General features: G+C 63.9%; 17 protein-coding genes, 1 tRNA gene, 2 rRNA genes and 1 pseudogene (1 of these 21 only partly in view). 10 read left to right on the top strand and 11 right to left on the bottom strand.

The window, feature by feature from the left end:
• The 3 genes from FJ960_RS04610 to FJ960_RS04600 form a co-directional block, all read left to right on the top strand.
• Positions 1-796: ribosomal RNA gene (locus tag FJ960_RS04610) — 23S ribosomal RNA — on the top strand (it extends 2,036 nt beyond the left edge of the window).
• A 274-nt stretch (positions 797-1,070) separates the two neighbouring features.
• Positions 1,071-1,185: ribosomal RNA gene (gene rrf, locus FJ960_RS04605) — 5S ribosomal RNA — on the top strand.
• A 216-nt stretch (positions 1,186-1,401) separates the two neighbouring features.
• Positions 1,402-1,478: transfer RNA gene (locus FJ960_RS04600), tRNA-Met, on the top strand.
• A 145-nt stretch (positions 1,479-1,623) separates the two neighbouring features.
• Here FJ960_RS04600 and FJ960_RS04595 read toward each other — a convergent pair.
• Positions 1,624-2,542, bottom strand: a pseudogene (locus FJ960_RS04595) (LysR family transcriptional regulator).
• Between the two features lie 141 nt (positions 2,543-2,683).
• Here FJ960_RS04595 and FJ960_RS04590 point away from each other — a divergent pair.
• Entirely contained in the window at positions 2,684-3,322 is a 639-nt protein-coding gene (locus FJ960_RS04590) for a DsbA family protein (RefSeq protein WP_140712180.1), read from the top strand.
• Positions 3,323-3,365: 43 nt separating this feature from the next.
• The gene (locus tag FJ960_RS04585; RefSeq protein ID WP_140503161.1) at positions 3,366-3,977 is read left to right on the top strand and encodes an NAD(P)-dependent oxidoreductase; all 612 of its coding nucleotides are present in this window, start codon (positions 3,366-3,368) and stop codon (positions 3,975-3,977) included.
• A 124-nt stretch (positions 3,978-4,101) separates the two neighbouring features.
• Here the strand turns inward: FJ960_RS04585 and FJ960_RS04580 are convergent, their stop codons facing one another.
• The 8 genes from FJ960_RS04580 to FJ960_RS04545 are packed head-to-tail and all read right to left on the bottom strand — an operon-like array spanning position 4,102 to position 12,855.
• Positions 4,102-5,181 (bottom strand): ABC transporter ATP-binding protein, encoded by a 1,080-nt coding sequence (locus FJ960_RS04580; RefSeq protein WP_140712178.1) that lies wholly within the window; start codon positions 5,179-5,181, stop codon positions 4,102-4,104.
• Positions 5,178-5,978, bottom strand: a complete 801-nt coding sequence (locus FJ960_RS04575; protein WP_140503157.1) for an ABC transporter permease — start codon at positions 5,976-5,978, stop codon at positions 5,178-5,180. The genes FJ960_RS04580 and FJ960_RS04575 overlap by 4 nt, the downstream gene beginning before the upstream one ends.
• Before the next feature lies 1 nt (position 5,979).
• Entirely contained in the window at positions 5,980-6,840 is an 861-nt protein-coding gene (locus FJ960_RS04570) for an ABC transporter permease (protein WP_140712176.1), read from the bottom strand.
• Positions 6,841-6,900: 60 nt separating this feature from the next.
• Positions 6,901-7,905: an ABC transporter substrate-binding protein gene (locus FJ960_RS04565; RefSeq protein WP_140712174.1), complete on the bottom strand. Its 1,005-nt coding sequence runs from the start codon at positions 7,903-7,905 to the stop codon at positions 6,901-6,903.
• 59 nt (positions 7,906-7,964) lie between these two features.
• Entirely contained in the window at positions 7,965-9,434 is a 1,470-nt protein-coding gene (locus tag FJ960_RS04560; RefSeq protein ID WP_140712172.1) for an aldehyde dehydrogenase, read from the bottom strand.
• Positions 9,435-9,444: 10 nt separating this feature from the next.
• The gene (locus tag FJ960_RS04555) at positions 9,445-10,482 is read right to left on the bottom strand and encodes an LLM class flavin-dependent oxidoreductase (RefSeq protein WP_140712170.1); all 1,038 of its coding nucleotides are present in this window, start codon (positions 10,480-10,482) and stop codon (positions 9,445-9,447) included.
• On the bottom strand, positions 10,479-12,275 hold the full coding sequence (locus FJ960_RS04550) for an alpha/beta fold hydrolase (protein WP_140712168.1): 1,797 nt from the start codon (positions 12,273-12,275) through the stop codon (positions 10,479-10,481). Before FJ960_RS04550 ends, FJ960_RS04555 begins: the two co-directional genes overlap by 4 nt.
• Positions 12,268-12,855, bottom strand: coding sequence for an amino acid synthesis family protein (locus FJ960_RS04545; RefSeq protein WP_140503465.1), 588 nt, complete (start codon positions 12,853-12,855; stop codon positions 12,268-12,270). The genes FJ960_RS04550 and FJ960_RS04545 overlap by 8 nt, the downstream gene beginning before the upstream one ends.
• A gap of 114 nt (positions 12,856-12,969) precedes the next feature.
• Here FJ960_RS04545 and FJ960_RS04540 point away from each other — a divergent pair, with 114 nt between their 5' ends.
• Complete coding sequence (locus tag FJ960_RS04540; RefSeq protein WP_140712166.1) at positions 12,970-13,647, top strand: GntR family transcriptional regulator; 678 nt, start codon at positions 12,970-12,972, stop codon at positions 13,645-13,647.
• 23 nt (positions 13,648-13,670) lie between these two features.
• Here FJ960_RS04540 and FJ960_RS04535 read toward each other — a convergent pair whose 3' ends face one another.
• Both FJ960_RS04535 and FJ960_RS04530 read right to left on the bottom strand, forming a co-directional pair.
• Positions 13,671-15,116 (bottom strand): ROK family protein, encoded by a 1,446-nt coding sequence (locus FJ960_RS04535; RefSeq protein WP_140712164.1) that lies wholly within the window; start codon positions 15,114-15,116, stop codon positions 13,671-13,673.
• 34 nt (positions 15,117-15,150) lie between these two features.
• Entirely contained in the window at positions 15,151-16,059 is a 909-nt protein-coding gene (locus tag FJ960_RS04530) for a tagatose-bisphosphate aldolase (protein ID WP_140712162.1), read from the bottom strand.
• A 282-nt stretch (positions 16,060-16,341) separates the two neighbouring features.
• On the opposite strand from FJ960_RS04530, the gene FJ960_RS04525 reads away from it, so the two are divergent.
• From FJ960_RS04525 to FJ960_RS04510, 4 genes are all read left to right on the top strand, one after another.
• Complete coding sequence (locus FJ960_RS04525) at positions 16,342-17,247, top strand: sugar-binding domain-containing protein (protein WP_140712160.1); 906 nt, start codon at positions 16,342-16,344, stop codon at positions 17,245-17,247.
• 430 nt (positions 17,248-17,677) lie between these two features.
• A complete protein-coding gene (locus FJ960_RS04520) occupies positions 17,678-18,661 on the top strand; it encodes an ABC transporter substrate-binding protein (protein ID WP_140712158.1) in 984 nt (327 codons plus the stop codon).
• A gap of 102 nt (positions 18,662-18,763) precedes the next feature.
• A complete protein-coding gene (locus tag FJ960_RS04515) occupies positions 18,764-19,825 on the top strand; it encodes a ribose ABC transporter (protein WP_027144622.1) in 1,062 nt (353 codons plus the stop codon).
• A complete protein-coding gene (locus FJ960_RS04510; protein WP_140503133.1) occupies positions 19,818-20,573 on the top strand; it encodes an ATP-binding cassette domain-containing protein in 756 nt (251 codons plus the stop codon). The genes FJ960_RS04515 and FJ960_RS04510 overlap by 8 nt, the downstream gene beginning before the upstream one ends.
• Positions 20,574-20,618 lie beyond the last annotated feature (45 nt).

Raw genomic sequence — 20,618 nt, 5'->3', positions numbered from 1 at the left:
TTGGCATTCGTAGTGGCATGTGTAGGATAGGTGGTAGGCTTTGAAACCTGGGCGCCAGCTCAGGTGGAGCCATCCTTGAAATACCACCCTTATTACTATGGATGTCTAACCGCGGCCCGTTATCCGGGTCCGGGACAATGTATGGTGGGTAGTTTGACTGGGGCGGTCGCCTCCTAAAGAGTAACGGAGGCGCGCGATGGTGGGCTCAGAACGGTCGGAAATCGTTCGCTGAGTGCAATGGCATAAGCCTGCCTGACTGCGAGACTGACAAGTCGAGCAGAGACGAAAGTCGGTCATAGTGATCCGGTGGTCCCGCGTGGAAGGGCCATCGCTCAACGGATAAAAGGTACGCCGGGGATAACAGGCTGATGACCCCCAAGAGTCCATATCGACGGGGTTGTTTGGCACCTCGATGTCGACTCATCGCATCCTGGGGCTGGAGCAGGTCCCAAGGGTATGGCTGTTCGCCATTTAAAGCGGTACGTGAGTTGGGTTCAGAACGTCGTGAGACAGTTCGGTCCCTATCTGCCGTGGGTGTAGGAATATTGAAAGGATCTGTCCCTAGTACGAGAGGACCGGGATGGACGGATCTCTGGTGGACCTGTTGTGGCGCCAGCCGCATAGCAGGGTAGCTATATCCGGACGGGATAACCGCTGAAGGCATCTAAGCGGGAAACCCACCTTAAAACGAGTATTCCCTGAGAACCGTGGAAGACGACCACGTTGATAGGCCGGGTGTGGAAGAGCGGCAACGCTTGAAGCTTACCGGTACTAATAGTTCGATCGGCTTGATCGTTCTCATTCCTAATATCCATTTGACGAAATCAAATGGTCTGTTCTCACTCACGCTTGTTCCGCCCTGCGGGCGGCGCTACGTGGGTGCGGCGCATCGGCGCCGACGGTCGGTCGACCTTGCGAAGCTTCGCTTCGAAAGGCGTCAGGCCAAGAACGACCAGGCACAAAAAAGACCAGCGAAAAGCTCCGAGAAAGCACAAAATAGGTCCCCTATTCGCTCCTCTCTATGGCTATTCGCTCAAACCAGCTTCTCGAAATAACGTGCGTTTTGCCGACCTGGTGGTTATGGCGGAGCGGCTGCACCCGATCCCATTCCGAACTCGGCCGTGAAACGCTCCAGCGCTGATGGTACTTCGTCTCAAGACGCGGGAGAGTAGGTCGCTGCCAGGTCTGCTAAACGCACGTTCAAACTCACATCCAACCGGATGACAGAGAAATCTTCTCATTGCTTTGTTCGATGCATGTCGTTGCCCCAAAACCGCTAACACTTTTGGGCGACATGCATAAAAGCCCGCCAAGGGATCCCGGGCCGCTCTAAGCGGCCCTTTCATTTGGTGGATACAGAATACCGCAGTCGCCAAAGTACAGCGGCGATCGCGGTGGTGGCGCGGGGTGGAGCAGCCCGGTAGCTCGTCAGGCTCATAACCTGAAGGTCACAGGTTCAAATCCTGTCCCCGCAACCAAACTTACCCAAAACGGCCCGCCAGGCTCAAAGCTTGGCGGGCCGTTTTGCATTCGGATAAGAGCCCCCTTGGATTTGAACCCCTCTTTTTGGGTGCGGCAGAATCGCTTTTTTAATGTAAGTCTTTGCCGACCTTCTGCTGCATCTTACAGCATGACGCTGCCGCGCGATCGTTTCTTCTCGGCGGTGGCGAGCAGATCCACAAACGCGCGCACCTTGGCGGGCCGGAATCTTGCCGGCGGAAAGACAGCGTGGATGCCGCCGATGGGCAAGGCCCAGTCGGCAAAGACCGGCACCAGCCGCCCCTCGGCGATGTCGTCGCTGACGCTGTAGTCGGGAAATACGCCCAGCCCTATGCCGGCAAGCACGCAGGCATGGGCAGCCGGGCTCTTGTCGCATGTGACGACCGGGTTGAGTTCGGTCAGCACCTTGTCGTCATCCCTTGAAAACAGCCATTGGCTGATGCCGCGAAGCTGGGCGTTTCCGACCCAGGCCAGTGATCGCGCCTGGCGGGGGCTTACGCCTTGCGGCAAGCTTGCGGCGAACGCAGGGCTTGCCACCACGATCTGCCGTATCGTGCCCAGGCGCCGCGCCTGGTTGGAGGAATCGGCAAGCCAGCCGACGCGAATGCCGAGGTCGATCTCCTCGTCGACCAGATTGCTTACCGCATCGTCGAAGATCGCCTCGACGCGCATATGCGGATAAGTTCTCAGATAGGCAGCGATGACCGGCGCAACCATCTTCGAGCCGTAGTCGAGCGGCGCCGTTAGTCTCAACATTCCCGCCGGTTCGACGGTCGCGCGCGAAATCTCGCCATAGGCGGCCTCCGCTTCCCGCAGGATGATCACCGCGCGATCATAGAAGAGGCGTCCCTCTTCGGTCGGCGCGACACGCCGCGTCGTGCGTCGCATGAGTGTCGCCCCCAAATTCCTCCTCGAGCTTGCCGATCTGATGGCTTACCACGGCTTTAGCGACGCCAAGCCGGTCGGCTGCCGATGTGAAAGAACCGGTCTCCATGACAGTGGTGAAATAGACGAGACGATTGAGGTTCAGCAGGTCGGCCAAGGCACTCGCCGTTTGTCTGATCAGATCAGACAGTTTATATGATTGGAGGCCATTTATCGCAAGATCGTCGTCTGCCACATAGGAGCAAGACATTTGACGGCCAGATCGCGGACACGCCGCGCCAAGGGATATCAGGTAATCATGGCTCAGTTGGACGTGACTTATCTTTTCGATCCGCTCTGCGGCTGGTGCTACGGCGCCACCCCGATGCTGGACAAATTGGTGGCCAACGGCGTGCGCGTCGAATTGCTGCCGACCGGCCTGTTTTCGGGAGCGGGCGCGAGGCCAATGGATGAAGGTTTTGCCGCTCACGCCTGGGCAAACGACCAGCGTATCGAACGTCTAACCGGACAAGCCTTCACGCAGGCTTATCAGAGCAATGTCCTCGGCATCCGGGGCACCTTGCTAGACTCGCATGCCGCGACCCTCGGCATCAGCGCCGCCGGCCTGGAAGACCCCAGCCGCCGGTCGACCGCTCTCAAGGCGATCCAACGTGCGCGCTACGTCGACGGTCGCGATATCGTAACTGTCGAAGGCGTGGCTGCCGTGCTCGCCGACGCTGGCATGATAGATGCCGCCGCGATCCTGAAGAACCCGACCGAAACCTTGCTGACGGCGCACCTCGAGCTGGTCAATCGTGGCCGCGCGCTGTTCCAGCGCTTGCATTCAAATGGCGTGCCTTTGCTGGCGGTCATCCGCAACGAAGCGCCCCGGCTCATCCGTTCGAACGCGTTGTTCAGCAGCTTCGACAATCTCGTCGCCCATATCGCGGCGGCATGATCTCCGTCAATCAGCCCTCCAACAGGAAACGGAAGAAGAAGACATGGCAAAAGTTGCTCTCATCGGCGCCTCCGGCGCTGTCGGTTCGCGCCTGCTCAAGGAACTCTCCGACCGTGGCCATACGGTCACCGGCATCGCCCGCAGCCCGGAAAAGATCGCGGCGCTGCCCGGCGTGACCGCCAGGAAGGGCGATGTCTTCGACCGGCAAGGTCTCGCCGATTTGATCCGTGGACACGACGTGGTGATCAGCTCAGTGCATTTCGTGGACAGCGACCCCGACACGCTGATCGCCGCGGTGCGTGCCTCTGGCGTGAAGCGCTATGTCGTCGTGGGCGGCGCGGGCAGTCTTGAAGTGGCGCCCGGCAAGCGGCTGGTCGATACGCCCGAATTCCCTGCGATCTACAAGGCCGAAGCACAGAAGGGCGCAGACTTCCTGGATAAGCTCAAGACGGTCGGCGATCTCGACTGGACCTTCCTGTCGCCGTCGGCCCTGTTCGTCCCAGGCGAGCGCACCGGCAAGTTCCGCCTTGGCAAAGACACGCTTCTCATCTCGGACAAGGGCAGCAGCATTTCCTTCGAGGACTATGCCATTGCCATGGTCGACGAGATCGAGAAGCCGACGCATGTCAGGCAGCGCTTCACCGTCGGCTACTGATTGATGCCGGCTGCGAGGCTGGCGGTGATTTCGTGCTCATGACCCGGCGTTACGGGCGACAGGCCTGGTCGTGCGGGCCGCCGGCGGAAACGCCGCTGTGGTTTCAAGGGCAGGCTTGGCGGCTTCAGGCTGGAAACAGGAAGGCGGAAGCAGGATCGAAAAAGATCCGCCTGCCCATGGCGCAATCCGCGCTATCCGGCTCCACCGCATCCGAAGTCGGCCTGACATCGATCTCATCGCCGGCAGCGGTACGCGCCACGACGCGCTTGCGGTCACCGAAGAAGGCGGTATCGACGATCTCGACGGCGAGCGCTGCGCATGCAGGTCCGGGCGTCAGCCGGAACGCCTCGGGGCGCACCATCAGGCGGGCCTTCTGGCCGCGATCGAAGGCCTGCGTCGTCTTCACGCCGCTCACGACCGAACCGTCGGCCAGGCGCACGGTCGATGCGCCATTGGCGGTTTCCAGATGCTCGGCGGGCAGGAAATTCGAGTTGCCGATGAAGCCGGCGACGAACTCGCTGGCTGGCCTGAGATAAAGATCCTCGCCGGTGCCGATCTGCTCGATGCGCCCTTCCTTGAACAGGGCGATGCGATCCGACAGATGCAGCGCCTCTTCCTGATCGTGGGTGACATAGAGGATGGTGACACCGGTCTCACGGTGGATGCGGCGGATCTCGGCCTGGATCTCCTGGCGCAGTTTCTTGTCGAGCGCCGACAGCGGCTCGTCCATCAGCAGGATCGGCGGATCGTAGGCGAGCGCACGGGCAAGCGCCACGCGCTGCTGCTGGCCGCCCGATAGCGCGCCGGGATAGCGGCCGGCGAAATTCTCCAGCCGCACCAGCGCCAGCATGTCGGCGACTTTCCTTTTCACTTCGGCGTCGGGGCGGCCGCGTACACGCAGCGGAAAGGCGACGTTCTCGGCAACGCTCAGATGTGGAAACAGCGTGTAACGCTGGAAGACCATGCCGATGTTGCGCTTGTGCGATGGCACTGAAAGCAGCGACTTGTCCTCCAGCAGGACGTCGCCGGAGGACGGGTCCTGGAAACCGGCGATCGCATAGAGCGTCGTCGACTTGCCGGAGCCGGACGGCCCGAGAAAGGTCAGGAATTCGCCCTTGGGCACATTGATGGTGACATCGTGGACGGCGACGAAGGCGCCGAACGTCTTCCTCACCGCGCGTATGGACAGGAATGGCCGGGTCATCTCGATAATTTTCTGCGAAGGAGTGCGGTCACGATCATCAGGCACAAGGTCAGGCCGACGAGCAGGCTGGAGGCGGCGGCGACGACCGGACTGAGGTCGGCGCGCAAACTGCCCCAGATCTTCACCGGCAAGGTCTGCAAGGTCGGGCTCGCCATGAAGATCGCCACCACGACCTCGTCCCATGAGGCGAGGAAGGAAAAGATCGCCGCCGAGAAGATGCCGATCCGGATCGAGGGCAAGGTGATCCGCAGCCGTGCCTGCAGCGGGCTGGCGCCGCAGACGATGGCCGCGTCCTCGATGGACTTGTCGAAACCCTCGAGCGCGGCGGTGATCGGAATGATGGCGAAGGGCAGTGCCAGGACGGTGTGCGCGATGACGAAGCCGATCGTGGTGCCGGCCAGCCCGATGCGCAGGAAGAAAGCGTAGACGGCGATGGCGAACACCACCACTGGCAGCACCATGGGCGTCAGCAGCAGCCCACGCAGGATCTGGCGCCCGCGAAATTCACCCCGGATCAAACCGAAGGATGCGAACAGGCCAATGATGACGGCGAGGATGGCGGCCATGGCGGCGATTTTTGCGCTGGTCAGCGCGGCATCGATCCAGGTCGGGTCCGCCAACAGCTGCTCGTACCATTTCAGCGTCCAGCCGGGCGGCGGGAAGGCAAGCCAGCGTGAGGAGCCGAACGACAAGAGCACGATGAAAACCACTGGCAGCAGCAAAAAAGCCGCGACCAGCGCGGTAAAGCCGGCAAGCGCCATGCGCAGCCATCCGAGCCTGTCATAGTCGAGCAGCATGTCAGAGCCCTCCGGCGGGGCGCTTGGCGCCGACCAGACGAAGCTGGAGCGCGTAAAGCGCCATGGTGACGACGAGCAGGACGAAGGCGGCCGCACTGCCGAGCCCCCAGTTGAGCAGCGACTGCACCGTCTGGGCGATCATCTCGGCCAGCATCATGTTGGACGTACCGCCGAGCAGGGCAGGCGTGACGAAGTAGCCAAGCGACATGACGAAGACCATCAGCCCGCCAGCGGCGATGCCGGGAAGCGACAGCGGCAACAGGATACAGCGGAAGGCCTGGAATGGGGTTGCCCCGCAAAGGGCGGCGGCGCGCAGCGTCATCGGGTCGATGGCGCGCAGCGTGCCGACCAGCGGCAGGATCATGAAGGGCAGCATGATGTAGACCATGCCGATGGTGACGCCAGTGAGATTGTTGATCAGCGGCAGGGGCTCCTGGATGATGCCCAGCCCCATCAGCGTCCTGTTGATCACCCCTGTGCGTTGCAGCAGCACCATCCAGGCATAGGTCCGGGTGAGGAGGTTGGTCCACATCGACAGGATGATGATGCCGAAGACGAGCGAGCCGAAGGCCGGCGGCATGATCGCCAGCATCCAGGCGACCGGAAACGCCACCACGATGGTGACGGCGGTGACGACGGCAGCGACGAGGAAGGTGTTCAGGAATACGCGCACATAGGTGCCGCTGCCGAACAGCGCGGCGTAGTTCTGCAGACCGGGCTCGGGATCGGTGACGCTGCGCAGCAAAAGGGCGACGACCGGTACGACGAAGAACAGGCCGACCAGAACGACGGCCGGCAAGGCGCCGCCGCTGCCGGCCGGCAGGCCGGCAATGGCACCGCGTCTGAGAGAATTTCCTTGCATCGGCCGGTTCCCGTTACCCGAACGGGGCGCGGTTCCCGCGCCCCGTCGGTTTCTGTGGCGCTACTTGGTCTGCCAGGCGTACCAGCGCGTGGCGATCTCGTCGCGATGCTCGGCCCAGTAGTTCATGTCGAGGTTGATCTGGCCGTCGACATGAGCGTCGGGCAGGGCCTTGACCGCATCGGCCGGCATCTCGGCCTTGGCCTTGGTATTGATCGGCGCATAGCCGCTGGCCTCGGCGAATTTCGCCTGGCCGGCCGGGCTGGTGGCCGCGGCCAGGAACTTCATGGCGCTGTCCTTGTTCTTCGCCCCTTTCGGTACGACCAGAACGTCGGCGGCGGTTAGGTTCTGCTTCCAGGAGACGCCGACATCGGTTCCGTCCTGCTGCAACGCGAAGACGCGGCCGTTCCAGAGCTGGCCGAAGGCGGCCTCGCCGGAGGCGATCAGCTGCTGCGACTCCGCACCACCGCTCCACCAGACAATGTCCGACTTGATGGTGTCGAGCTTCTTGAAGGCGCGGTCGAGATCGAGCGGATAGAGCTTGTCCGCCGGCACGCCGTCGGCGAGCAGTGCGATCTCGATGACGCCCGGCGCCGACCATTTGTAGAAGGTCCGTTTGCCGGGGAACTTCTTGGTGTCGAACATGTCGGCCCAGCTCGCCGTGTCACCGGAGACCGCGCCCTTGTTCCAGGCGAGCACGAAGGAATAGTAGAAGCTGCCGACGGCATGCTCATTGCTGAAGCGGGGGTCGAGATCGGCCTTGGGCACGATCGCATAGTCGATAGGCTCCAGCAGGCCATCCTTGGCGGCCTTGATGGCGAAGTCCATCTCGACGTCGACGACATCCCAGGTGACGTTGCCGGCGTCGACCATGGCCTTGAGCTTGCCGTAGTCGGTCGGCCCGTCCTGCAGGACCTTGATGCCGGAGCTGGCCTCGAAGGGCGCTGCCCAGGATTTGGTCTGTGCTTCCTGCGTTGTGCCACCCCAGCTGGTGAACGCCATTTCATCGGCCTTGGCTGCGGTCACCGCGAGCAGTCCGGCCAGAATGCCGGTCAAAATCAGTTTCATTTTGTTCTCCTCTGTTGGTCTGTTCTTGTTTTTCTCAGTGCACCTGCGCCACGCGCTGTTCAGCGCATGACGAAGGGATCGGGGATCGGCTCGTCCGAGGTCTTGATCCAGACGGATTTCGAGCGCGTATAGTCTCTGATGGCATCGAGGCCGCCCTCGCGGCCGAGCCCGGAATGGCCGTAGCCGCCGAAGGGAACGAGCGGCGACACGGCGCGGTAGGTGTTGACCCAGACGACGCCGGCATGGATGTCGCGCGCCATGCGGTGCGCCTTGCCGAGATTGCTGGTGAACACGCCGGAAGCCAGGCCGAAGGGGGTGTCGTTGGCGAGCGCCAGCGCTTGTGCTTCGGAGTCGAAGGCAAGCACGCTGAGCACAGGCCCGAACAATTCCTCGCGCACGCATGCCAGATTGCCGTCGCCGGCATCGATGATGGTCGGCGCGTAGTAGAAGCCGGGGCCGCCGGGGCGTGTCCCTCCGGTGATCAGCGTGCCGCCCTTGGCGAGGCTTTCCGCGACGATCTTCTCGATCCAGTCGCGCTGACGTTGCGTGGCGAGCGGACCCATTTCGGTGGCCGGGTCCTGCGGATCGCCGATCCTGATCGCCTCGGCCTTGAGCTTCAGCCGGGCGAGGAACTCGTCCTTCACCGAACCTTCGACCAGCAGTCGCGAGCCGGCGACGCAGCTTTGGCCGGTCGCGGCAAAAATGCCGGCCACCACCGCGTTGGCGGCGCTGTCGAGATCGGCATCGGCGAAGACGACGACCGGGCTCTTGCCGCCGAGCTCGAGCGTCGTATAGGCGAGATTTTCCGCCGTGTTCCTGACGATCGCACGCGCAGTGGATGGGCCGCCGGTGAAGGCGACGCGCGAAACCAGCGGATGGCTAGTCAGGCGGCGGCCGCAATCCTGGCCGAAGCCGGTGAGAATGTTGACAGTGCCTTCGGGAAAGCCGGCCTGCTGGACGAGTTCGGCGAAGGCGAGCAACGGCGCCGGGCCGTCCTCGGAGGCCTTGAGCACGACCGTGCAGCCAGCGGCCAGCGCCGGGCCGAGCTTGACGGCGGAGAGGAAGAGCTGCGAATTCCATGGCACGACCGCGGCAACGACGCCGATCGGCTCGCGGCGGATGGTGACGTCGAGATCCGCCTTGTCGATCGGCACATGCGCGCCTTCATGCTTGTCGGCGAGCCCGCCATAATAGCGGTAGTAGTCGCCGACATAGGCGATCTGGGCACGGGTCTCGCGGATGATCTTGCCGGTGTCGCGTGTCTCGAGTTCGGCAAGACGCCCGGCATCGGCGGCGACGAGGTCGCCGAGCTTGACCAGCAGTTTGCCGCGCGCGGTGGCGGTCATCGCCGTCCACGGGCCCGAACGCAGCGCCCGGTGCGCCGCCTCGACCGCACGGTCGACATCGGCTTCGCTCGCCGCCGGCATCCTGGCCCATGGCGCGCCGGTCGACGGATTGATGCTGTCGAAGGTCGCGGACGGCTCGTCGAAGCGGCCGTCGATGAAGTTCCTGAAAAGAGCGTCGGTCATGGGCTCGCTATCAGAGGAAGGCCGGCATCACCCGGTCGATGAACAGTTGCAGCGATTTCTTCTTGCGTTCGTGCGAGAGCCCACTGTCGATCCAGATCGAGTACTGGTCGTAACCGAGTGCCTCATAGGCCTTCAGCCGGGCAATGACTTCGTCGGCTTCGCCGATCACCAGATTCTGCCTGATCTTGTCCGGCGCATAGTGCGGCATCGCGGCGATCTCATCCTCTGTGAGCGGCTCCAATACGCCTTGATGCACCGGCTTCTTGTTCTGGAACCAGGCGCCGAACTGGCAGTAGAAATTCGACAGGTCTCGAGCGAGCCGATCGGCGTCGGCCGCGTCCTCGGCGACGAATGTGTGCATCAAGAGCATGATTTCCGGCCGGGCGATGTCGGGATGCGCGTCGCAAGCAGCTTTGAAGCGCTGCATCAGGCTCGACACCTCGTCGTCGCCTGAAGCCAGCGGCGTTACCTGGACTTTGCAGTGGTTGACGACCGCAAAATCGTGCGAGTTCGGGTCGCGCGCCGCTACCCAGATCGGCGGATATGGTTTCTGCAAGGGCTTGGGCGAGGAAGTGGTCGGCGGGAACGACCAGAACTCGCCGGAGAGTTCGAAATCGCCGTCCCATAGGCCACGGATCGCCGGCACCATCTCACGCATGCGCTGGCCCGCGCCCCAGGCGTCGAGACCGGGGAAGAGACGTTGATATTCGTAACTGTAGGCGCCGCGCGCGATGCCGATGTCGAGCCGGCCGCCGCTGATGACGTCGGCCATCGCCGCTTCGCCGGCGAGCTTGATCGGATGCCAGAATGGCGCAACGATCGTGCCCGTGCCGAGACGAATGCGGCTGGTTTTGGCCGCCAGATAGGCGATGTTGACGAACGGGTTCGGCGAGATGGTGAATTCCATGCCGTGATGCTCGCCGATCCAGGCCGTCTCGAAGCCGGCCTGCTCCGCTTGCAGGACCAATTCCTCGAGCTCGCTCACCAGCTCCGAATGCGGCTTGGCGAGATCCGACCGTTCCATATGCACGAAGAGCGAGAACTTCATCTGTGGTCACCTGTATAGGAGGCAGCGGACGTGGGCGCTTTGCCCAGCGGCCTGACTTCGCCTTCCATCTCATTGCCGACATAGACGCCAAAGGCGTCCTGCATGCATTCCCTGACATAGCGGGTAAGCATCGAGCGGACCGCCGGATCGACGATCTTCAAGTCGCCGATCGCGTCGATGTCGACCAGCCGGATGCCACGATCGCTGGAGGCGGGCACGTCGAACGTGCCGCGATAATAAACATGCGTGCGCGACGAATTGCCAGCGTCGTCCCAGACGGCGAAAAGGAAGCCGAGTTGAGCCTCGATAGCCTTGGCGGCAAGCAGACCCCGGAGGCTCGTGCCATCGCCGGCCGAGCCCAGTCCCCGGCCGCGCGGCAGTTCGAAGCCATCAGCCGTTTCCAGGAATAGGATCCTGCCGCCATTTTCGAGAATGGCGCCGACATCGGTGCCGGGCTGGGCGGCGGCAAGCGCCTCCTGGCTTAGGCCGGGTGCGATATAGGCGCCGCGGCAGTAGCCGAGAGGCTGCGAGGAGTTGTGCTCGAAATCGCGTACGCGGCCGATAAGGATGGAATGGTCTCCCGCGTCGACCAGCCGCTCCATGTCGCAGTCGAAGGACGCGACCGAGCCGTCCAGCAATGGACTGCCGGTCTGTCCTGGACGCCAGGCCACGGAGGCGAATTTGTCGGCCGCTTTCGAGGCGAAGATGCCGGACGCCGCCTTCTGATCCTCATTGAGGATGTTGATGGCGAAGCTCTTCGAGGTGGCGAAGACGGGATGGCCCAAGGCTTTATGGGCGATACAGACGAGTACCAGCGGCGGATCGAGCGACACCGAGGTGAAGGAGTTGGCTGTGAAGCCGCGCGGCTCGCCTTCGGGCCCGATCGTGGTGACGATGGTGACGCCGGTAAGGAAGGAGCCGAGCGCGCGGCGGAAGTCGCCGCTGTCGAAACCAGAAGTCACCGTCCCGTCCCCTCGCTCCGCTGCTTCGAGGAAGCCGACGATGCGGCGCGTGGTGCGGTCCGGTGCGGCCACCGCCATCATGTGCCGTTCGCCGGCAAGCACGATGCAGCGGCCATGCGGCGCCAACCGTGCCAGAGCGGCCGACATCGCTGGCGAGGAGTTCCTGTCCTCGGACCCGGTCATGAACAGAGCCGGCACGGCAAGCGTTTGCAGGCGCTCGACGTGGTCGCCGTCGGCGCGGGCGAACAGGCGATAGGTGCGGGCGTAGCCTTCCGGGTCGACCGCGCTGAGCGCGGACGCCGTCTTGCCCGCCGCCGCCTCGAGTTCGGCGGGCACCGGATCCCCGAACCAGCGGGCAATGGTCTGTGCCGTGCCAGCCGCGTCGCCCCGGTCGGTGAGGGCAGCCGCGCGCTGACGGACAGCCTCGGCCAATTCTGGTGGGCGCCGGAACACGGCATTCAGCGATACGATGCCGCGAACGCGCTGCGGTGCCCGCAACGCAAGCTCCTGGGCGACGAGCGCGCCCATCGAGTGGCCGACGACCGACACCTTGTCGAGGCCGAGATGATCGAGCAAACGAATGGCCTGGTCGGCATAGTCGGCCAGTTCCGGGCTCGGTGGCGGGAGCGGCGACCGGCCATGGCCGAGCATGTCGATGGCGATCACATCCCAACTGCCGGCCATCCTGTCGATCTGCGGCTGCCAGATCGCGGCATTCATGCCGACGCCATGGATGAATAGTACCGGCGCGCCCGAGCCGGCTCGAATGAAGCCGGTGCCATCAGGCGCCGTACCCTGTCGAGCCCATGCCGATGCGGGTGCGTCAGCCATGCAGGTCGCCCACTTCCTTGAGGTCCTGGTAGCGGTCGCCGATACGATGGTGCGGCCGGCCGCCGATCGAGGCGCCGAGCGCCACCACCAACTCGTCCGGCGCCGGCGCGTCGCCGATCTGGAAATGTACTGTCAGGTAGTGGGAGCGCCTACCCTCGTCGTTCTTGTCCATCAGCGGGATCATGATCGGTGTGTTCGGGCCGCCGCGCAGATTGGTGAAGGCGAGATAGGTCTTGGCGCCCACGGCACGGCGGTAGTAATTGCCGAAATGCAGCGTGTGGATCAGTGCCGAAGCGTGTTCGATCTCGCCCGACGTGCCGCAGATCGCGGCCTTGCCGTAGCCCTCGATGGCGTCGCCCGAACCGGCGACGGCGATGATTTCCCGGGTCAGTGTCTCTCCCAGCACTGGCGCACAGGCGCGGATTTCGGACGACAGATCGTCGGTGAAGCCGCGTCCGGCCCACGGATTGGCAAGCACTGCCGCGACGCCGATCAGGCGCAGCGGCCGAGGCGCTGCCTTGCCGCCCTCAATCAGCGTGTTTTCGGTGTAGGTGACGATCTTGCGAATGACGGGCTGCATGAAGTCCTCGGTCGTCGATGCCATATCATCTTATGGTATACCATGGTATGGAGCGCCAAGAAACTTGTCAACCGGCCATGGAATCTGTTTTCGTGGCGAGGCAGGAGGCCGCCCATGTCAGACGACACGCTTCGCATCGACCGCAGCGCCAAGACCTTGAGAACACTGGCGCTGGAGCGCATGCGCGAGGCGATCATGGATTTCCATTTCCAGCCCGGCGAAAGGCTGGTCGAGCGGCCGCTTTGCGACCAGCTCGGCGTCAGCCGTTCGGTCGTACGCGAGGTCTTGCGGCAGCTAGAGGCCGAAGGCCTGGTGCAGATGATACCGGGGCACGGGCCGGCGGTGGCCAAGCCGGACCTTGGCCGAACCGACGAGATCTATGAGCTCAGGGCCCTGCTTGAAGGCATAGCCGCGCGTGCCTGCGCCATGTCGGCGACGAACGCGCAACTGACCCTGCTCGACAGGGCGCTCGCCAATCTTTTCGAAGCCTGGGCGTCCAGCAAGCCGGCCGAGGTAATGCGGGCGACAACGAAATTCTACGAAGTGCTTTTCGAGGCAGCCGACAAGCGCGTCGCCTGGGAGATCGTGACCGGGCTCAATGTGCGCATCAACCAGCTGCGTTCCATGACTATTCTTTCGACCAACCGCCGCGCACCGGCGATTGCCGAGATGACCGAGATCATGGATGCCATCAGATCGCGCAAGCCCGACGAGGCTGAAGCGGCGGCGCGGCGGCATGTCGAATCCGCCTGGCAGATCGCCCGCGCGACGCTTCGGCTGCCACCGGCGTAACCGGCGCTGGCACCGGAAGCGGCTCAGGCGTCGCTGGCCAGGGTCGCGCGCAGCCATGCGGCGATGGCATCGAAGTCGATCGGTTGCGTCGTATCGACCTCGAACAGCGGCCCGCGCCGCAGCGGTTCGGCGCGCTTGGCCAGCTCAACCAGTTCAGGGATATAGTCAGCGCCGGGATGGCCGGGGAGGCGCTGGCCGAGCCGGGCGCCATAGCGTTCGGCCAGAACCTCGCCGGGCGCGTGGCACCAGATTTCGACGGTGTGTTCGACGCCGGCCTTGCGCAGGTGATCTTCGAGCACTTGCCGTGGCTGGAAACCGAACCAGGCATCGACGATGAAGGTGCTGCCGGCAGGGGCATCGCCGACGAGCGACCAGATTGCCTGGTAGCTGGCGCGGCCGAGCGTGCGATTGAATTGGCGGTCGGCGCCGCCGAGCACTTCGAGGAACGGATTCTTGACGGTATCGAGTGCAAGCAGCGGCCATCCCATGCGATCGGCGATGCCGCGTGACACCGTGCTCTTGCCGCTGGCCGGGATGCCGTTGACGAGCACGGCGCGTCTGGCGCGGCCAGGCTGAACGGAAAGCGATGTCGATGTCTGCGCCGAAAGCGCCTGCAGCGCGGCGCCGATCACACCGGCATCGTCGCCGAGCTGCGCCGGCGCCACCGGGCATTGGTACCACGGCGCCAGCGCCGGCGCGTGGCCGAGCGCTCTGTGTGCCGCCAGGCCAAGCCCACCGCCAAGCAGGACGAGATCGGGGTCGAACATGGCGACGGTGGTATCGATCGCCGCGCGCAGCGGCCTTGCCCAGGCCTCCAATATGCCGCGCGCCTTGATGTCGCCGGCCGCGTCGCGGGCAAAGAGCTGGTCGACCGAAACGTCGGGGCCAAAGCCGGCGCGCGCGATGTGGCGGCCAAGTGCCGTGCCGGAACTGGTGGTTTCGACACAGCCGCGCCGCCCGCAGGCGCAGACCTCGCCGTTGACGTAGACGGTAATGTGGCCAAGTTGCCCCGCCGTTGCCCGGCCGCGCATGATCCGTCGGTTCTGGACGACGGCGCCGCCGATGCCTGTGCCGATGGTGAACATCGCGATGTTGTCGTGGCCTTGGCCGGCGCCAAGGACCATCTCGGCGGCTAGCGCCATATTGCAGTCATTGTCGAGGACAACAGGCTTGCCAGCCATGCTTTCCAGCCGCTGCGCGAGCGCGACCGAGGCAAGGTTGACGTAGCCTCCCGACAGGACCGCGCCGCGGCGCGCGTCGACGCGGCCGGGAACACCGACGCCGATGGCCACCACATCAGGCGTATCGAGAAGGCGCACCATGTCGGCAATGCGGCCAAGCACCAGTTCCGGATCGGGCGCGCTCTTCTCGGAAAGGCGTTTGAGGATTTCACCGGTGCCGGAGATGCGGGCGGCACGCAAATTGGTGCCGCCGATATCGATCCCTATGGCCATCGACTTTTGTGGCATGACATCCCGCACGTGCCTGTGATCCAACAGGATATCAGGCGGCGGCCTTCTGCCGATAGTGCCCGATCACCGCCTGGATCTCGCGCAGTCGCGGCACCGCGACGGTCTCAAGCCTTTCGCGTTGAATGTCACGGTCGAGCGAGATGCAGTCCTTCCACAGTGAACGGCCGGCGATCACACCGGAGGCGCCGTTTTGCATGGCGATCTCGACCTGGCCGAGAAAGGTGGCGTGGTTGACGCCAGCCGAAAGCACGGCCCACGGCACTTCGCCGGCCATTTTTGTAATGTTGGCGCAGGCTTCCGGTGTTCCGGGGTAGGGAAGCTTCAGCACCTTCGCGCCGCATTCCAGCGAGATCCTTGTACCCTCCTCGATCAGCAAGGGTGTCTTGGCCGCATAGTCCTCGGGGCTTTCACCTTCAAGCTGATAGGTCAGGAATTCGACCACGAGCAGCAGGTCCTCCTTGCCGAAGTCGGTGATGCATTGGCGCAGGATGGCGATGTTGTGTTCGTTGGCCTGCGGCTTGTCGGCCCGCAAATACACCATGATCTTGCCGCCCGTGCCGCCGAGTTCGCGCACGCGCCGAGCATCGATGTCGGGAACCAGCCGAGACAGGCGGTAGCCTTCTGGCGAAACGTCGAAACCGGAGGCGTCGAGGCCGATGAGGAGTGCGGTATCCCGGTTCAGCACGCCTTCATCGACAACCCGCGGCACCGCGCAGAGCGGATCGAGCAGCACGCAGGAGGCGGCACTTGCCAGGTAGCGCGTGATGTCGGCCTTGGTGTCGCCAAGCATGTCGTTGGTGATCCTGGCCTGGTCCGCGGGGTCCGACGCCAGCAAGGTGCGCATGCCGCCGCGCTGGTCGCAAGCGATGGCCACCATGGCTCCGTCCTTGCCGCATATTTGCTGGTAGCCGCGCCGTTCCGCGGTGGTCATCTTCGTCATGGTTTTCTGTCCGATGTTGGCGCTCTCTCGCCGAGGGCGCTGATCCCGTGGAAACAATGGTCAGTTTGCCCGCCTGCCGGCAGGAAGATTTTTGCCGCCTGAGGCATCGCCGGCCGCTGCGATAAGCAGCCTTGCCGGCGCTTGGCCTGGTATGGCCCTCAAGTTGCGAGTTCGCCGGATTTGCGCGATAACTCCCATCGGCGTATACGTGTGTAACACGTTGCTGAAAGGAATTGCAAGCTGTCTGTTCCCTCCGTCCAGGACGCGACCGCATCGCGCACCATGCTGCACACGGTTGCCAAGCTGCACTATGTGGAGGAGATGTCGCAGGTCGACATAGCGCGGCAGCTCGGTGTCTCCACCGCGACGATTTCGCGCCTGCTGCAGCGGGCGCGGGCCGAGGGTATCGTGCGCATCGAGGTCATCGACCTGGCAACGCCGGAAGATATCACCAGGGAACTTGTCGACGGATTGAAATTGCAGGACGCCGCCGTTGTCGAGACGCCGGCGGCGGGCGCGCTGACGGCGCTTTCCGCCCCGCTTGGCGCTTTGCTCAGGCAGGCGCAGCTGGTGGCCGGCTCTGTGGTCGCCATCGGCTGGGGGCGGGCCGTGCGCGAGGTCATTCGAGCCGGCTTGCCGCGCATGCCAGGCGTGCTGACGGTGGCCGCAACCGGCGGCATGCAGCAGCACGCGGCGCATTTCCAGGTCAACGAATTCGTGCGGCTTGCCGCGGAGGAGTTCGGCGGCACGCCGCACTTCATCCACGCCCCCTATCTGCCGTCGAGCGAGCTGCGCGAGGTCTTCCTCGGAGACGCCACCATCCGCGATGCCGTCGCGCTGTGGGACAGGACTGATGTGGCGATCGTGGGCATTGGCCTGCCGCATGCCATCAACGCGCCCGAGGCGAGTGCCGCCACGCCGAGCGAGCAGGCGCTGGTCCACGCGGCCGGCGATGTCCTTCGGCATTATTTCGATGCCGATGGCGTGCTGATAGCCTGGGAAGGAGAGGGCCGGATGATCGCCATGTCGCCGGCGCAACTTCGGGCCGTGCCCTTGGTGATCGGCATCGCCGCGACGCCGGAAAAAGCGACGGCCATCATTGGCGCCGCTCGCGCCCGGCTGATCAACGCGCTGGTAACGGATACCAAGACGGCGCAGGCCATCCTCGCGGTTCTTGCAACGCGATAGCTGCCGGACTGATGCCTCGCTGTCGGCGCGGAGAGAAGCTGTTGCGAAATCGATTGTGTCGCCGGGGAGTCGGGACGATAGTTCGCCGGGGACTCCGAGGAGCAGTCGGATGATGTCTGGAAAAGCCGGCGTTGCGGCCTCGGAAAAAACCGTGTTGCAATTTATTTCTGCAAAGTGTTACAAACTGCGAACCCGGCGTGCAGGCATGCCGGACGCGGTGGTTCCCTGACCTTGCGGAGGCGAGGAAAGCGAGCACGGCGATTGTGCCGGTTGGCTGGACCGGCTGACATTTAGACTGGAGGGCGCTTGGGAGGAGCTGCCCGCGAAAGGCAACAGGCGTTCCCGGCCGTCGGCATCCTGCCTCCGCGCGGATGACGGCCATTCCAATGTCACCGAAAACGGCAGAACTGCCAACAATGAGGAGGATGTCATGAAGAAGATCGTTGCCGCGCTCGCGGCTCTTGCCGTCAGCGCGACGGTGCTGATGGCGCCGGCGCAGGCGCAGGCGCAGGACAAGAAATACACCATTGCGCTCATTCCAGGCCTCACCACCGACGGCTTCTACATCACCATGCGCAAGGGTGCCCAGGCGGCGGCCGATGCGCTCGGCGTGAACCTGGTCTTCCAGGGCGCTCCAGACTTCAACCCGGTCACCCAGGTGCCGGTGCTCGACGCGGTCATCGCCAAGAAGCCGGATGCGATCCTGATCGCGCCGACCGACAAGGTTCAACTGGTCGAGCCGCTGCGCAAGGCCAATGACGCCGGCATCCCGGTCATAACAGTCGATACTTTCATCGGCAGCGGCGTCTACCAGACGGGTGCCGGCGATGCCGATTTCCCGCTGGCCTACATTGCCTCGGACAATGTGCTGGGCGGCGAGATCGCCGCGCGCGCGCTGGCCACCGCCATCGGCGACAAGGGCAAGGTCTATGTGTCGAACGTCAAGCCCGGCATTTCGACCACCGACCAGCGCGAAGAGGGATTCAAGAAGGAGATGGCCAAGCATACGGGCATCACCGTGCTGGAGACCCAATTCAATGATGACGACGCCAACAAGGCGGCCTCGCAGCTGCAGGCTGTCTTCGCGCGCAATCCCGATCTCGTCGGCGTGTTCGGCGCCAATCTGTTCTCGGCCCTGGGTGCCGCCAACGGCGTCAAGCAGGCGGGCCAGACGGGCACCGTCAAGGTCGTTGCCTTCGATGCACCGACCAGCATCGTCGACAACATCAATACCGGCCTCGTGGATGTGGCAATCGCCCAGCATCCCGCCGAGATCGGCTATTTCGGGGTTGTTTCGGCCTATGCCCATCTGACCGGCCAGTCGATCCCGGTCGCGATCGGCACCGGCTTCACGATCATGGACAAGTCCAACATCGCGGACCCGAAAATCTCGAAGTATCTCTACTCCGAGTAGGTCCAGACGAGCTTGGCTCCTCCCGGTATCGCCGGGGGGAGCTCGTGCCGGGTCCCGCAAAAGGCGAGGCCTGTTTGAAGGCAGCCGCGCCGCGGAGTATTCATGACCTCGACATCACCAGCCCAGCCGGCCGAGAAGCATGTCGCGCCCCAGGCCGATCATGGCGATCCGGCCAGGACCCTGATCGGACGCATCGCCGAAGGGCGCGCCTGGTTGTTCCTCGCCGGCCTGATCATCTGTTTCGAGATATGGTCGAGGTTCGCCTTCGGCGCGACGTTCGTGCTCAACCCGTTCAACTTGCAGTCCATCGCGATCTTCGCGATAGCGCCGCTGCTGCTTGCGACCGGACAGACCTTCGTCATCATTTCGGGCGGCATCGATCTGTCGCTCGGCTTCATCATGGGGCTTGCCGCCGTCGTTGCCGCACATGCCACAAATCTGGCGGGCGCCGCCATTCCCTTGCCGCTGGCCATGCTGGCTGGCATCCTTGCGGCGGTGATCGTCGCCAGCTTGCCCGGCATCATCAATGGCCTCCTAATCTCGCGCCTCAGGGTGCCGCCGTTCATCGGAACGCTCGGCATGTTCGGCGTGGCGCGCGGTGTCGCCTTCCTGCTTGCCGGCGGCACGACTGTACCGGTGCAGAATTCCTGGTTCGCGCTGCTCGGCAATGGCAAGTTCCACGGCGTGCCTTATTTGGTCATGATCGCTGCCGTTTTCGTCATCGCGATGCATTATCTGCTCGGCCAGACGCGGTTCGGCCAGCACAATTATGCCATCGGCGCCAATGTGCAGGCGGCGCGGCGTGCCGGTATCGACATCAGGGGCCACATATTGCGGCTCTATGTGCTGTCGGCGATGTGCGCCGGCCTTGGCGGAGCGCTCTACGCGGCGCGCTTCACCGCCGGCGCGGCACAAGCCGGCGAGCCGTTGCTGCTCGACAGCGTCGCTGCGGTGGTGATCGGCGGCGCCAGCCTGTTCGGAGGCTCCGGCACGATCTTGGGCACGGTCGCCGGCGCGCTGGTGATCGCGGTGATCCAGTACGGGCTGGTCTTCGTCAATGTCGAGCCGTTCTGGCAGTTCATCGCCGTCGGCGTCGTCATCATCATTTCCGTGCTCATAGACCAGGCGCAGCGCCGGTTCAGTGGAGGCCGCCAGGATGAATAGCACCAACGCGAACACCCCCTTGCTCGAAGTCCGCAACCTGTCCAAGCATTTCGGCGCCGTGCGTGCGCTCAGTGATTTCTCCATGGCCGTGCGGCCGGGCGAAGTGGTGGCGCTTGCCGGCGACAATGGTGCAGGCAAGACGACGCTGATCAAGGCGATCTCGGGCGTGTTCCAGCCGACAGGCGGCGAAATCCTGCTCGGTGGCCAGCCGGTGGCATTCGCGACGCCGCAGGAGGCGCGCGAAAAAGGCATCGAGACGATCTACCAGGATCTGGCCCTGGCCGACAATCTATCGATCGGCGCCAACATCTTCCTTGGCCGCGAACCGATGCGCAAGGCGTTCGGCTTTCTGCCGGTGCTCGACCGCAAGGCGATGGCCGACGCGGCCAGGGAGACGATGAAGCGGCTGGATTTCCACGTCAGCCGGATGAACGCCCCGGTCAGCAATTTCTCCGGCGGCCAGCGCCAGGCCGTCGCCATCGGCCGCGCCGTCTACTGGGACGCGCAGATCCTCATCATGGACGAACCGACGGCGGCATTGGGCGTGCCGGAGCAGCGCAAGGTGATTTCGCTGATCCACCAGCTCAAGGCGCAAGGACGCGGCGTGATCTTCATCTCGCATAATCTGCAGGATATCTTTGCGGTCTCGGATCGGATCGTCGTGCTGCGGCGCGGCGTCCAGGCCGGCGAGCGCAAGATTTCCGAGACCAACCATGATGAGGTCGTCCGGCTGATGGTCGGGGGTTAACGTGTGTCGATGTTCAGGCGATGCTACGGTTCTCGGCATCAGCCG

This window comes from Mesorhizobium sp. B2-3-11 (assembly GCF_006442215.1).
Taxonomy (GTDB): domain Bacteria; phylum Pseudomonadota; class Alphaproteobacteria; order Rhizobiales; family Rhizobiaceae; genus Mesorhizobium; species Mesorhizobium salmacidum.
This window is presented reverse-complemented; position numbering and strand designations above follow the sequence as displayed.

Excerpts from the sequence above, each read along its gene's own strand:
- FJ960_RS04590 (WP_140712180.1), top strand. The coding sequence starts at position 2,684 with ATGGCTCAGTTGGACGTGACTTATCTTTTCGATCCGCTCTGCGGCTGG.
- FJ960_RS04585 (WP_140503161.1), top strand. The coding sequence starts at position 3,366 with ATGGCAAAAGTTGCTCTCATCGGCGCCTCCGGCGCTGTCGGTTCGCGC.
- FJ960_RS04580 (WP_140712178.1), bottom strand. The coding sequence starts at position 5,181 with ATGACCCGGCCATTCCTGTCCATACGCGCGGTGAGGAAGACGTTCGGC.
- FJ960_RS04575 (WP_140503157.1), bottom strand. The coding sequence starts at position 5,978 with ATGCTGCTCGACTATGACAGGCTCGGATGGCTGCGCATGGCGCTTGCC.
- FJ960_RS04570 (WP_140712176.1), bottom strand. The coding sequence starts at position 6,840 with ATGCAAGGAAATTCTCTCAGACGCGGTGCCATTGCCGGCCTGCCGGCC.
- FJ960_RS04565 (WP_140712174.1), bottom strand. The coding sequence starts at position 7,905 with ATGAAACTGATTTTGACCGGCATTCTGGCCGGACTGCTCGCGGTGACC.
- FJ960_RS04560 (WP_140712172.1), bottom strand. The coding sequence starts at position 9,434 with ATGACCGACGCTCTTTTCAGGAACTTCATCGACGGCCGCTTCGACGAG.
- FJ960_RS04555 (WP_140712170.1), bottom strand. The coding sequence starts at position 10,482 with ATGAAGTTCTCGCTCTTCGTGCATATGGAACGGTCGGATCTCGCCAAG.
- FJ960_RS04550 (WP_140712168.1), bottom strand. The coding sequence starts at position 12,275 with ATGGCTGACGCACCCGCATCGGCATGGGCTCGACAGGGTACGGCGCCT.
- FJ960_RS04545 (WP_140503465.1), bottom strand. The coding sequence starts at position 12,855 with ATGCAGCCCGTCATTCGCAAGATCGTCACCTACACCGAAAACACGCTG.
- FJ960_RS04540 (WP_140712166.1), top strand. The coding sequence starts at position 12,970 with ATGTCAGACGACACGCTTCGCATCGACCGCAGCGCCAAGACCTTGAGA.
- FJ960_RS04535 (WP_140712164.1), bottom strand. The coding sequence starts at position 15,116 with ATGCCACAAAAGTCGATGGCCATAGGGATCGATATCGGCGGCACCAAT.
- FJ960_RS04530 (WP_140712162.1), bottom strand. The coding sequence starts at position 16,059 with ATGACGAAGATGACCACCGCGGAACGGCGCGGCTACCAGCAAATATGC.
- FJ960_RS04525 (WP_140712160.1), top strand. The coding sequence starts at position 16,342 with ATGCTGCACACGGTTGCCAAGCTGCACTATGTGGAGGAGATGTCGCAG.
- FJ960_RS04520 (WP_140712158.1), top strand. The coding sequence starts at position 17,678 with ATGAAGAAGATCGTTGCCGCGCTCGCGGCTCTTGCCGTCAGCGCGACG.
- FJ960_RS04515 (WP_027144622.1), top strand. The coding sequence starts at position 18,764 with ATGACCTCGACATCACCAGCCCAGCCGGCCGAGAAGCATGTCGCGCCC.
- FJ960_RS04510 (WP_140503133.1), top strand. The coding sequence starts at position 19,818 with ATGAATAGCACCAACGCGAACACCCCCTTGCTCGAAGTCCGCAACCTG.